9 protein-coding genes are annotated in these 13,002 nt (G+C 73.6%); 4 read left to right on the top strand and 5 right to left on the bottom strand.

Translation table 11 applies throughout. The features are described 5' to 3' along the window. Positions 1–16: 16 nt before the first annotated feature. Positions 17–3,028, top strand: coding sequence for a glycosyl hydrolase (locus QQS16_RS37690; protein ID WP_286067045.1), 3,012 nt, complete (start codon positions 17–19; stop codon positions 3,026–3,028). A gap of 545 nt (positions 3,029–3,573) precedes the next feature. On the opposite strand, the gene QQS16_RS37695 is transcribed toward QQS16_RS37690, so the two are convergent. From QQS16_RS37695 to QQS16_RS37705, 3 genes are all read right to left on the bottom strand, one after another. After that, positions 3,574–4,752, bottom strand: a complete 1,179-nt coding sequence (locus tag QQS16_RS37695) for a S1 family peptidase (RefSeq protein WP_286067046.1) — start codon at positions 4,750–4,752, stop codon at positions 3,574–3,576. Positions 4,753–4,919: 167 nt separating this feature from the next. Continuing rightward, positions 4,920–5,885 carry a YihY/virulence factor BrkB family protein gene (locus QQS16_RS37700; protein WP_286067047.1) on the bottom strand — a complete coding sequence of 322 codons (966 nt, stop codon included), beginning with the start codon at positions 5,883–5,885 and terminating at the stop codon, positions 4,920–4,922. Between the two features lie 281 nt (positions 5,886–6,166). Next, positions 6,167–7,492, bottom strand: coding sequence for an alpha/beta fold hydrolase (locus tag QQS16_RS37705; RefSeq protein WP_286067048.1), 1,326 nt, complete (start codon positions 7,490–7,492; stop codon positions 6,167–6,169). 386 nt (positions 7,493–7,878) lie between these two features. Here QQS16_RS37705 and argG point away from each other — a divergent pair, with 386 nt between their 5' ends. Then, on the top strand, positions 7,879–9,324 hold the full coding sequence (argG, locus tag QQS16_RS37710; protein ID WP_286067049.1) for an argininosuccinate synthase: 1,446 nt from the start codon (positions 7,879–7,881) through the stop codon (positions 9,322–9,324). 311 nt (positions 9,325–9,635) lie between these two features. Here argG and QQS16_RS37715 read toward each other — a convergent pair whose 3' ends face one another. Beyond that, positions 9,636–10,301, bottom strand: a complete 666-nt coding sequence (locus QQS16_RS37715) for a DUF6629 family protein (protein ID WP_286068110.1) — start codon at positions 10,299–10,301, stop codon at positions 9,636–9,638. Positions 10,302–10,590: 289 nt separating this feature from the next. Here QQS16_RS37715 and QQS16_RS37720 point away from each other — a divergent pair, with 289 nt between their 5' ends. Next, positions 10,591–10,746 (top strand): hypothetical protein, encoded by a 156-nt coding sequence (locus QQS16_RS37720; protein WP_286067050.1) that lies wholly within the window; start codon positions 10,591–10,593, stop codon positions 10,744–10,746. A 492-nt stretch (positions 10,747–11,238) separates the two neighbouring features. Next, entirely contained in the window at positions 11,239–11,577 is a 339-nt protein-coding gene (locus QQS16_RS37725; RefSeq protein ID WP_286067052.1) for a hypothetical protein, read from the top strand. A gap of 51 nt (positions 11,578–11,628) precedes the next feature. Here the strand turns inward: QQS16_RS37725 and QQS16_RS37730 are convergent, their stop codons facing one another. Further along, positions 11,629–12,831: an FAD-dependent monooxygenase gene (locus QQS16_RS37730; RefSeq protein ID WP_286067054.1), complete on the bottom strand. Its 1,203-nt coding sequence runs from the start codon at positions 12,829–12,831 to the stop codon at positions 11,629–11,631. Positions 12,832–13,002 lie beyond the last annotated feature (171 nt).

Here is a 13,002-nt window from a genome sequence, read left to right on the forward strand (position 1 = left end):
AGGCTTGGGGCGACACATGCAGAAGTTCATCCCGCCGCGTGGCGGGTTATCGCGGCGCGCGGTCCTGGCCGCCTCGCTCGCCACCGGAACCGGCGCGGCGTTCGCGGCGGCGGGCCCGACGGGTGCCGCAGCCGCCCCCCTGACCGGGCGTCAGGAGCTGTCCCGCGACTGGTTCGCGCGGGCGCCGCGCTCGGTCCGGCCCTTGTTCCGCTGGTGGTGGCCGGACGGCCTGGTCGACCCGGCGGAGATCGCCCGCGAGATCGACCAGATCGCCGACGCCGGCTTCGGCGGGGCCGAGATCGCCGCCGTCCACCACAGCATCAAGGACAAGTCCGTCCTCGACACCGCGCACCACGGCTGGGGCAGCACCTCCTGGCGCGAGGGCGTCGAGGCGGCATTGCGCCAGGCGGCCCGTCGCGGTCTCACCGTCGATCTCACGCTCGGCCCCAGCTGGCCCGTCGCCGTCCCCGGCGTCACCCCCGACGACGACGCGGCCGCCCAGGAACTCGCCCACGGCCGCGCGGCCGTGGCCGCCGGCGCCACCTACCAGGGACCTGTCCCCGAACCGGTGCACGAGGCCGCCGCCGGCGTCACCCGGCGGCGCCTGCTCGTCGTCCAGGCCGCCCGCGTCGAGCCGGCCAACGCCACCCGCAAGGAGACCGGTCTCGACCTCGCGAGCGTCCGCGACCTCACCGCCACGGTTCGCGACGGCGCCCTGACCTGGACCGCCCCCGCGGAGGGCGACTGGGTGCTGATCTCCTACTGGCAGCGCGGCAGCGCCCAACAGCCCGAGTCCGGCCCCCACTCCTCCCCGGCCGCCCATGTCATCGACCACTTCAGCTCCGCCGGCACCGCCGCCGTCACCGGCTTCTGGGAGCGCGAGCTGCTGACCGGCACCGTCCGACGGCTGCTCAAGACCGCGGGCGGCGCCTTCTTCGAGGACTCCATCGAGCTGGAGACCGACTCCGTCGTGTGGACCTCGGCGCTGCCCGAGGCCTTCGAGAAGAGAACGGGCCGCTCCCTCCTGCCGTACCTGCCGGCCATCGTCCTCGACAACAGCAACCAGGTCTTCGCGTTCGAGGCACAGATCACCCGGCAGATCCGGCACGACTTCTGGGCGACCGTCTCCCAGCTCTTCAACACCCACCACGTCACGGCTCTGCGGGACTGGGCCCACTCCTTCGGCATGGAACTGCGGGCGCAGCCGTACGGCCTGCAGACCGACGCCATCGCCTCCGCCGCGCTCCTCGACATCGCCGAGGGCGAGTCGCTCGGCTTCAAGAACCTGGACGACTACCGCTGTCTGGCCGGCGGGCGGGACATGGCCGGGCACACGGTGCTGTCCTGCGAAGCGGGCGCGTACAACGGTTCCGCGTACAGCACGACCTGGGACAGGTTCCTGCGCACCATGGGCGGCGCCTACGCGGCCGGCGTCAACCAGACGGTCGTGCACGGCTTCTCGTACGCCACCGCCCCCGGTGTGAGCTGGCCCGGCTTCGCCGCCTTCAGCCCCTACAACGGCGCCTCCGGCTACGGCGAGTCCTGGGGGCCCCGGCAGCCCACCTGGCGGCACGCCGAGGACATCGCCGGCTACCTCGGCCGCGTGCACCAGGTCCTGCAGACCGGTACCCCGCGCGCCGACGTGGCCGTCTTCCGGCAGACCGGTTACACCGCCACCGGCATCGGCGCCTCCTGGTTCACCTCGACCGGCGTACCGCTCGGCTGGACCCACCAGTTCCTCAGCGGCCCGCTCCTCGACCTGCCCAGCGCCCGTGTCCGCGGCGGGCGCCTCGCTCCCGACGGCCCCGCCTACAAGGCCCTGTTCGTCGAGGGCGACTTCTTCCACGGTTCCACCCCGACCCTCGCGCTCACCGACGCCCGCAGGCTGCTGAAGCTGGCCCGGGCGGGGTTGCCGATGGTGCTGCTCGGCGCCTTCGACCAGGCGCTCACGCCGGGCGTGCCCGACCTGGAGGAGACCGACCGGCTGCGGGACGTCCTCGCCCGGCTCCTCGCGCTGCCGCATGTCAGAGCCGTCACGGACAAGGCCGCCCTCGGCGACGCCCTCACCGCCCTCGGCGTCACCCCCGACGCCCGCCACGCCACCTCCTCCACGCTCCTCAACGCCCACCGCGTCAGCGGCGACACCGACTTCTACTACCTCTGCAACGGCAAGCACGCCGAGACCGTCAAGCCGCCCGTCGCGCCCGTCGACCACGACGTCACGCTGCGCCGCACCCGGCGCGGTCCCACCGTCCCCTACCTGCTCGACCCGTGGACGGGCGCGGTGACCCGCATCGGGCGCTACACCGAGGACGGCGACGGCGTCACCGTGCGCGTCACCCTCGACCCCGGCCAGGCCACGGTCGTCGCGCTCGGCCGGCCCGGACTCTTCGGGGACCGCGCCGGCCACCGTCCGCACGCGGTGGCCGGCGACGCCGACCGCGTGCTGTTCACCGACCGCGGCCTCGCCGTGCGCGTCTCGGCGCCGGGCACCTACACCACCCGGCTCTCACGGGGCCGTACGGTGACCACCACCGTGCGCTCGGTGCCCGAGCCCGTCACACCGGCGCGCTGGCAGCTCGACGTCGAGGACTGGCGCCCCGGCTCGCAGCCGACCCGCACCGACATCGTCCGGCGCACGCTCACCCTGGACACCCTGCAGCCCTGGTCGCAGATCCCCGAACTGGCCGACTCCGCGGGGGTGGGCCGCTACCGGACCACCGTCGTGCTGCCGTCCGGCTGGACCTCGGAGCACGGTGCCCACCTCGAACTGGGCCAGGTCAGCGACACCTTCCGGGTCACCGTCAACGGCACCCGGCTGCCTCCCGCCGATCGGCTCCACCCGGTCGTGGACCTCGGCGGACACCTGCGGCCCGGCGGCAACGTGATCGAGGTCGAGGTGGCGACCCCGCTCATCAACCGGCTCCGGGTGGCCCAGCCGGGCGTCTTCGGCGCCGTCACCCGTCAGGCGTATGGACTCATGGGTCCCGTCCGCCTGGTGCCGTACGTCCAGCGAGTCGTGGGCTGACAGCTCCTCCGCCACACGGACAGGGGGCGGGTCCTCGGCACGCATGCCATGGGCGCGCCCGTCTGTCATGTGAGCGCACCCGGCCGTCAGACCGGGAACGCGCCTCTTTCCCGGCAGGCCCGCTGCTCGGCCCCGTGCCCCTGCGCCCGCTGCCGCCGGCCGGGGCGGCGCGTGCAGCGGCTCCGGTCCGCCCGGCCGCCCGTCGGTGGCGGGGCCGGAGGCTTTCCGGGCGGCCGGGCGGGTCACCCGGGTGGGGAGCCCGCGCACGGGTGCCAGGACGCGCCCGGTTCGCTCAGCAGTTGTGGGGCGACTGTCCCGAGCCGGCCCCGCCGGTCCGGACCTCGTCGGGCCGCGGAGGGGGCGGGCTGCGGATGGGCGCGGCTGTGGGCGATGGCGTATGGGCTACGGGCTATGGGCATGGGGCATGGCGAGCCGGTGACCGGTGGACCGCGCCGGACATGCGCGCGATCCACCGGTCCTCGCCGGTCGTCCGGATGTCGACGGGTGCCACCGGTCGTCACCGGGCACCGCCGGGTGTCGCCGGATCAGGCGGTGTGCAGGGTGAGCCCGTAGCGGGCGAGGATCTCGTTGACCGGCTGGTACCAGGTCTCCCCGCCGCCGGAGCAGTTGCCCCAGCCTCCGGAGGTGACGCCTTGCGCCTGGTCACCGCTGATGAAGGAGCCGCCGGAGTCGCCGGGTTCGGCGCAGACGCTGGTCTTCGTCATCTGGCGCACCGCGCCCTGGCTGTAGTTGACCGTCTCGTTCTTGGCCAGGACCCTGCCGCAGTGCCAGCGGGTGGTGGAGCCGGAGCGGCAGATCGAGGCGCCCACCGGGGCCTCGGTCGAGCCGCGCACGAGCTGGTCCGGGACCGTGCCCCAGCCGAGGACGACCGGAACCGTCCACCAGCCGCTGCCCACGCTGACCCACGCGTAGTCGTTGTCGGGGAACGAGGAGCCCTGGAAGGTGCCGATGTAGGAGCGGTCCCAGCCGCTGACCCCGGCGCCCGCCCGGCCGCAGTGCCCGGCGGTGACGAACCCGCCGTGGACCGAGAAGCCGATGGAGCAGCGGACGTTGCCGGTGTAGTAGGGGTCTCCGCCCACCGTTCCGGCGGCGAGGGTCTCGGGCGCGGCGGACACCGTCCGTACCGTGACCGGGCCGGCTTCGTGGGCCCGGGCGACGAACCGCTGGACATCGTTGTCGGCCCGCTCGCCCTCGACCACGTTCACCACCACCGCGTTGGCCACCGGGTCGACGGACCAGCTGCTGACACCGGCCGGTGCCCGCAGGCGGTCGATCCGCGCCTTGGCGGCGTCCAGGTGCCGGGCGCTGTGCTCGACGGTCCGGACGTGCGCGCCGGTGGCCCGGACGGCACGGACCGTCGTGGACGTGGCGTCCGAGGTGAGCGCCACGGTCAGACGTCGGTGCTCGGCGTCGAACCACGAGCCGCCGTACGCGGCTCCGGCGGCCCGGCGTGCCGCGGGCGCGAGGTCGGTGGCGCCGCGCTCCGCGGCCAGTCGGGTCTCGGCCTCGGCCCGGGAGAGACCGAAGTCCCGCTGCATGGCCTGGAGAAGAGCGGGTGAGGCGGGCGCGGACTCGGATCCGGAGGGGGCGGCTGAGGAGGTGGGGGAGTCGCTCGCCGAGGCGGGCAAGGTCCCTGCCGCGGCCCAGCTGCCGAGCATGAGGAGAACGGCCAGGCCGACGTTCTGGAGTCTGGTGCGTCTCATGGAGATGCCTTTCGTCGTTCCAGCGAGGTGGGGGCGGAACAACGCGATTGAGAGCGCTCTCTTCGGCGTTGGGCGAAGCTTAGCTCCAGGCGGCTGTCAGGTCCATACCAAAGGAATCGGGCGTGGAGCCGCCAGAAAGCAGGCGGCTGAGGAGTGGTGACGATCCGTCACGCACCGGGACCGGGGTCCGGGTGCACGGGCGCCTGGATGCCGGCGCGGGCCGCTTCGAGCTGGGCGGCGAACGCGATGCCGAGGAAGAGCGCGACGGCGGTGAGGTTGGCCCACAGCAGCAGAGCGATGAAGGCGGTGAGCGGACCGTACACGGCACCGAAGGCGCCGCTCTCCTCCACGTACAGCGCGAGCAGCCACGTGGCCGACACCCACAGCAGCAGGTGGACGGCCGAGCCGAACGCCAGCCAGGTGTAGCCGGGCTGGACCCGGCGGGGCGACCAGCGGAAGATCACCGCGGAGGCTACCCAGGCCAGGGCGAGCCCCACCGGGATGTCGAGCACGCCCCACCACTGCGGCCCGCCGTCCTTCCACCCGGCGGTGTGCGCCACCGCGTCACCGACGGCCTCGCCGGCGACGAGCACCACGAACCCCAGGACCATCGGCATGCCGGCCGAGAGCGCGAGCACCAACGCGCGCGCGTACTTGCGCGGGAACGGACGGTCGCGCTCGATGCCGTAGATACGGTTGGCCCCGCGCTCGATCTGCCCCATGGCCGAGGCGAGGTTCAGCAGGGCGAAGGCGAGCCCGAGCCACAGGGCGAGCGCGCTCCAGGCGCCGCCCTCGGCGCTGCGCCGCGTGCCGTCGAAGGCGTCGGCGACGACATCGGCGCTCGCGCCGGGCACGATCTGGCCGAGGGAGAGTTCGATGATCCGGCCCACGCTGTCGGTGTGCACCGAGGTGGCCAGGCCCACGAGCGCCACGGTGAACGGGACGAGGCCGACCACCACTTGGAAGGCGAGGGCGCGCGCGTTGGTGAAGCCGTCCGCGTAACGGAACCGGGTGAAGGCGTCGATCAGCAGCCGCAGCCCGCCGTAGTGGCGCAGGGCGGTGAACGCCTCGTCGCCGGAGAGCTCTTCTCCGATCATGTCCCGGGTCTGCGGAACGTGGACGGTGGTACCCATGGCGCGGACGCTCCTTGTCGTGCGGTGGCTCCCCTGTCCGGTTGCCCCGTGAACCGTTCCGTCGACACCGCGGGCTGACTGTACCTCGGCATCGGTTGACGTCTCGGCGTGGGACTGGGACGAGGGGAGCGAGCGCGGAGAGGCGGACGCGTCATGGGTGCGGGCGTACTCGTCATGGTGGGCGGACGTGCGCCGAGCGGGCCGCGTCGGACGGCCCGCTCGGCGCACTGCGGCGTGCCGCTGGGTGCGCGGCGACGCGGGTGGGACGGGCCCGGCGCTGCTCAGGACTTCGACAGCAGGGCCGGGCAGGTGGACGTGGCGGGCTTGCCGGCGAGGCGGTCGGTGAGCCAGGAGACGGCTTCGCCCTGGTCGGTGAGCAGGGGGGCGAAGTGGTTGATCAGCGGGCGGCCCACGTCGGGCAGGGCCACGGCCTTGTAGGTGACGTCGGCGCCTTTGCGGCACCAGTCGACGGCGAGCTGACGGGCCTGCCCGTGGGGGACGAGGTTGTCGCTGGTGCCGGTCGCCAGGCGGACGGGACCGCTCGGCCGCAGCCTGCCGACGCGCTGGTCGTCCAGGAACGCGCGCAGCGCCGGTTCGGCCGCGATGATGTCGCTGATCGGCCGTCCGTCGGTGGTCCAGCCCGTGCTGCGCACCGAGTTGTAGGCGAACAGGGCGTCACCGACGCACATGGTCGACAGGTCGGCGAGGGCGGCCCGGCCCGCGTCGTTGAGGTGGGCCTCGGCGATCGGCCGCAGGGCGGGGTCGGACTGAAGGAAGCCGTTGACCGACCAGCCCAGGGCTCCGGCGAGGTCGCTGCCGTCGATGGCTTCGGTGACGTCGGTCAGGTCGGCGGGCGGTGCTCCGGAGTAGGTGCCGGCGAGCGTGACGTCGGGTGCGTAGGTGGCCTGGAGTTCGGCGGCGGCCGCGGTCGCGCCGCCGCCCTGGCTGTACCCGAAGAGGGCCACTCGGGAGTCGGCGGTGACCGAGGCGCCACGCACCGACCGAGCCGCGCGGACGGCGTCCAGGACGGCATGGGCCTCGTCGACGCGGTTGACGTAGGTGTGCAGGCGGTCCGTGGCACCCAGCCCGGCGTAGTCGGTGACCACGACGGCGATGCCCTTGGCGAGCAGGCGGTAGATCGCCAGGTTCTCGTAACCGACCGACACGGTCTGTCCGTTGAGCCGGAGAGGGTGCTCCAGGCCGAGTGAGGCGGCGCACTGGTCGCCCTGCCCCATGGTGCCGGGCGCGACGGCGGCCAACGGCCGTGCGCCGCCGCCCTTCCAGGCTGCGGCCGGCTCGATGTAGGCACCGGTGACCGCCACGGGCCGGCCGTTCGAGTCCGTCGACCTGTACATCAGGCGGGTGGCCGTGCCGGGCAGCGGGCCGCCCACACCGGGCAGGCTCAGCGCGAGCGGGAGCGGCTCGCTGCGGACGAGGGCCCCGTCGGCGGCCGGCAGGGTGGCGGGCGGGTTGTAGAACGTGGGGATGGTGACACCGCGCGAGACCACGGGGTCGGTGTCCGTGGTCGCGGTGGCCGGGACGGCCGTGGCGCCGAGGCAGGCGGCAGCGGCGACGGCTGTGGCCAGGAGGCGGGCGGATGCGGGCATGACGGACCTCCGAGGGGGGAGGGAGGCCGAGCTTCGCGTGCGGCTCGGGCGGCTGACGGTCCGATGGGACGGCTGTGGGGGCTGTGACGCAGGGGTGCGCCCGGTCGTCCCACCGCGCGCACCCCGCGCCACTCTTAGACGGACTGTCAGGACGGTAGCGGCGAGGCTGTTACCGGCGGTAGCGGTCGGCAGGTTACGGTTCGGTAATGTGCGGGTGGGCCGGGGTCGGCGCGCCGTTGTGACCCGCTGGTGTGGGGTCGACCCGCCGCTGCCGGTCCACCGTGCCGGCGGCCCCGCGGTATGGCCGGTTCCCTTCACCCTCGTCCCGCCGACAGGGGATCCGGACAGCCTTTGCATTGTCATGCGGGATTCTGCATACTCTTCCTATGTCTAAGGTCCTCACCTCCCTTCCCGCCGGCGAGCGTGTCGGCATCGCCTTCTCGGGCGGCCTCGACACCTCCGTCGCGGTCGCGTGGATGCGCGACAAGGGTGCCGTCCCGTGCACCTACACCGCCGACATCGGCCAGTACGACGAGCCCGACATCGCCTCGGTGCCCGGCCGCGCGCGGACCTACGGTGCCGAGATCGCGCGCCTGGTCGACTGCCGTGCGGCGCTGGTCGAGGAGGGCCTGGCCGCGCTCACCTGCGGGGCGTTCCACATCCGTTCGGGCGGGCGGGCGTACTTCAACACCACCCCGCTCGGCCGGGCCGTCACCGGCACCCTGCTGGTGCGGGCGATGATGGAGGACGACGTCCAGATCTGGGGCGACGGCTCGACCTTCAAGGGCAACGACATCGAGCGGTTCTACCGCTACGGGCTGCTCGCCAACCCGCACCTGCGGATCTACAAGCCCTGGCTGGACGCGGACTTCGTGACCGAGCTCGGCGGCCGCAAGGAGATGTCGGAGTGGCTGCTCGCCCACGACCTGCCCTACCGCGACAGCACGGAGAAGGCGTACTCCACCGACGCCAACATCTGGGGCGCCACCCACGAGGCCAAGACCCTGGAGCACCTGGACACGGGCGTGGAGACCGTGGAGCCGATCATGGGCGTGCGGTTCTGGGACCCCGAGGTCGAGATCGCCACCGAGGACGTGACGATCGGCTTCGACCAGGGCCGCCCGGTGACGGTCGACGGCAAGGAGTTCGCCTCCCCGGTCGACCTGGTGATGGAGGCCAACGCCATCGGCGGCCGCCACGGCCTGGGTATGTCGGACCAGATCGAGAACCGGATCATCGAGGCCAAGAGCCGCGGCATCTACGAGGCGCCCGGCATGGCGCTGCTGCACGCGGCGTACGAGCGCCTGGTGAACGCCATCCACAACGAGGACACCCTCGCCCAGTACCACAACGAGGGTCGCCGCCTGGGCCGCCTGATGTACGAGGGCCGCTGGCTGGACCCGCAGGCGCTGATGGTGCGCGAGTCGTTGCAGCGCTGGGTCGGCTCCGCGGTCACCGGCACGGTGACGCTGCGGCTGCGGCGCGGTGAGGACTACTCGATCCTCGACACGACGGGCCCGGCGTTCAGCTACCACCCGGACAAGCTGTCGATGGAGCGCACCGAGGACTCCGCGTTCGGCCCGGTGGACCGGATCGGCCAGCTCACCATGCGCAACCTCGACATCGCCGACTCGCGGGCCAAGCTGGAGCAGTACGCCGGCCTCGGCCTGATCGGCACCGCCAGTCCCGCCATGGGGGCCGCCCAGGCCGCCGCGACCGGGCTCATCGGCACCATGCCGGAGGGCGGCGCGGAGGCCATCGCCTCCCGCGGCCAGGTCTCCGAGGACGAGGCGATGCTGGACCGCGCCGCGATGGAGGCCGGCACGGACTGACCGGGCCCGTCGAGCGCGGGCCTCGACGCTCCCCGGGGCACGGACCACCGGAAGGGCCGGCTCGGCGGCGACGCGTCGGGCCGGCTCTTCCGGCTTCGAGGGTCACTGATCGGACGGGCCGGAAGGGTTGAAGGGTCACTGACCGGAGGGGCCGGAGGGGCTGAAGGGTCACTGACCGGAGGGGCCGGAAGGGTTGAAGGGTCACTGAGGTCACTGACCGGAGGGGCCGCAAGGGTTGAAGGGTCACTGAGGTCACTGACCGGAGGGGCCGCAAGGGCGGAAGAGCGGGCGCCGTCGCCGATCCGCGCCCTTCAGCCGGTCCTGCGGCCCGGTGTCCGCGCGGCCGGGTCGGGCGCCGTCCGCCCGGGGTCCGGCCGTGCGCGCACCCAGCGGAACAGCACCACGGAGCACACGGCCGCGTAGGCGCACCAGGTCGAGACGAACTCCAGCCGCCACAGGGCCCAGCAGACGAACGCGCCCAGGGCGGCCAGCACGCCCAGCATCAGCAGCCGCCGGTCACCGGACAGCAGCAGCGAACCGACGGTCGCCAGGAGGTACCCGGCGACGAGCAGCGCCGCGTGGGACAGGCCGAAGCCGTAGCGGACCGTGTGCTCACGGATCTCAGCCGTCACCGGGGCGGTGACGAGCCCGTACGCGAGCACAGCGGCCGTCGCGGCTCCGACGGCCAGCGGGAGGACCAGCCGGCGTCGGGCGTGCGGTGGGGCGACACACAGCACGCCCGCCGGCACCCACACCGCCAGGAGGGGCAGCGCGATGACGGCCCAGACCATGGTGGCGGGCCCGCGGCCACCCCCCGATTCCCAGACGACCGCCTCGACGATCTGGTGGACACCGAGCAGCAGCGGCAGCGCGGCGAGCGGCAGATCCCGGCCGCCGCGCGCCCGCGCCACGCACGCGACACCCACACCCGTGACAGCGGTGCCCGCCACCAGATCGGCCGTCGCACTCCAACACATCACGCCACCAGGGTTCGCCGTCGGGTGGATCCGCCTCCGCCGCGGACCAAGCTACGTCCGGCTCCGCCGACGGCCCGGATGACACGACGGCCGCGTCGGCGGTACTCGGGTGGCCGTCAAGGGCCGTGCGCTCGTGAGAGGGCCCGGTGGCGGGCGGGCAGCAGGAGGCACCACGCGGGAAGACAGGAGCAGGAAGCTCCCGGCCGCAGGCCGGATGAAGGGATGAGTCGGCCCACGCAGGGTAGGCGGGTGGAGCAGGGAAACCGCTGGCACCCGAGGGAGGATCCACATGCCCGGCATGATGGAACGCATCAAGCAGTTCGCGAAGAGCCCTCAGGGGCGACGCACGGCCGAGCAGGCCCGACGCACCGCGTCCGACCCCCGACGGCGGGCCCAGGCCCAGCGCTTGCTGGGCAAGTTCCGCGGCCAGCGCGGGCATCGCTGACCGAATCCGCCGCACAACCTGGCGGCCCGGCGAACCGACACCGCCGGGCCGCGCGGTTCATGCCGGGAGGAATCCGCCCGGCATCACGACAGGCCGACGCCCTCGGGGCGTCGGCCTTCTCCGTGCTTCCCGCTCCAGGCTGCCCCTCACCGCCGGTGCCGTGCGAGCCCGCGTGCGACCGCGTTGTCAGTGCCGTGCTGCACAATGCGGAGAAAGCGTGATCAAGATCGTCCGCACTGGGTAGACGATCCTGAGTCCCGCCTCAGGAAGGCCACCGCTGATGCAGTCCACCCCCGAAGCACCACAGGACCCCGCTCCCTCGTCCACCTCGCGCCGGTGCGAGGCCGCCGAGGGCCGGCAGGCACCTGAAGCAGCCGGCACGGCCGTCGCGCGCGGCGCGTTCGCCGCCGCCCGCTCCGGCCGTCCGCCGCGACGGAGCACGTCGGCCGGCGCCACGCGGGGTCCGCGGGTCACGGTCGGGGAGGACTGAGGATGCTTCTGCCCCACCGCAGCCGGTCCGCCGCTCCGCTCAGCCCCGCCGGCAAGGACGTGCTGCGTATCGTCTCCGACCCCCGCACCCCCGTGTTCCTCACGGTGCACGCGGACGGACGTCGCAGATACAGCTACTGGCAGCCGTTCGACCCCACCGCCGGAAGGGGAAGCTGTTACGTCGCCCTGGCCACCGCCGCATGCGACGCGCTGCACTCCGCGGGCAGGATCACCCTCGGTGACCCGGTCGTCGACCCGACCAGGACGACGTACCGCGTCCGTTCCGTCCGCACCCCGGCCGCGCCCGTACGAACAGCGCACCGGCGGGCCCGCGCGGCATGACCGGCGGCCGGGCCCGGGTCCCCGTCCGGGCGTTCGGGGCGTGCCGCCCGGTCATCGGGTGAGGGGCGACCGGGTGTCCTCGGTCTCGTAGGAGTACAGCCACGCCCGGTGACGCGGTGCCGCGGAGCGACGCATGGCCTCGTCGCGGGCCTGCTGTTCCGGGCCGTCGGGGAGGTGCAGACCGGCCGCGCTGTCGCGGGAGCGGCGCTGTATCCCGGCGGTGCGAGGGGCACGGAGCGACTGGTACCGGCGCAACGCCGCCGGCACGGTGTCCAGGCGCGCCCCGGCCAGGCACACGGCGAGGTCCATCGCGTCTTCGACGGCCTGGTTGGCGCCCTGGGCCATGAACGGCAGCATGGGGTGCGCGGCGTCACCGAGTACGGTCAGCCGGTCGGTGGACCAGTGGTGAAGAGGCTCGCGATCGTGCAGCGCCCAGTGACGGACCTGGCCGGCGGCGTGCAGGATCTCGGAGACCGAGCCGTGCCAGCCGTCGAAGGCGGTACGTACGGAGGCCGGATCCGCCGTGGCCGACCACGACTCGGCCGGCGGGACGTCCAGGGCGGCGATCGCCGCGAAGCTGATCAGCTCGCCCCCGGACACGGGGTAGCACACGAAGTGCCCGCCCGGTCCCAGCCACAGCCTGACCCGGGGCTGCCGGGCGGCCGGCGAGACGCGGTCGGCGGGCACCAGTCCGCGGAACGCGCTCAGGCCCGAGAAGACCGGGGCGTCCCGGACGAGGGCGTCGCGGACCACCGAGTGGATTCCGTCGGCGCCCACCACGACATCGGCCTCGTGGACGGTGCCGTCCTCGAACACCAGGCGTACCCGGTCCGCGTGCTCCTCCACCCGCAGCAGGCGCCGGCCCGGCCGGAGCGAGGCGGGCTCCGCGCGTTCCCGCAGAGCCTCGTGCAGATGTGCCCGGTGCACGCTGTAGTAAGGGGCGCCGAAGAGCCGTTCGCACTCGGCGCCCAGTTCGGTGCGGGCGATGGACGCGCCCTGCCAGGTCCGGAACTCGACCGCGTCGATCCGAACCGCGTGCTCGTCCAGCGCGGGACCGAGCCCGAGCCGGCGCAGCGGGCGCACCGCGTTCGGGGCGAGCTGGACGCCCGCGCCGATCTCGGAGAACTCCCGCGTCTGCTCGTAGACCACACAGGGAACGCCGGCCGTCCGCAGCGCCGCGGCCAGGGTCAGGCCGCCTATCCCCGCGCCGACGACGGCGATCCGCGGACCACTGTCCCGCCCCGCCCTCCGCACCGACTTCCCCCCGTCTCCGGCCAGGCCGGCGCTCGGACGCCGTACCGGGAGGAACGCGCCGCCCGTACCGGAAATTTCGTGACCCGTGGCCCGTACGCGCTGTGCGGTCCGGTGATCGGCGGGCCGCGCGGGCCGCCGATTACCGGTGAGCCCCCTGCCTTGGGCAGGATG

The organism is Streptomyces sp. ALI-76-A, assembly GCF_030287445.1.
GTDB lineage: Bacteria > Actinomycetota > Actinomycetes > Streptomycetales > Streptomycetaceae > Streptomyces.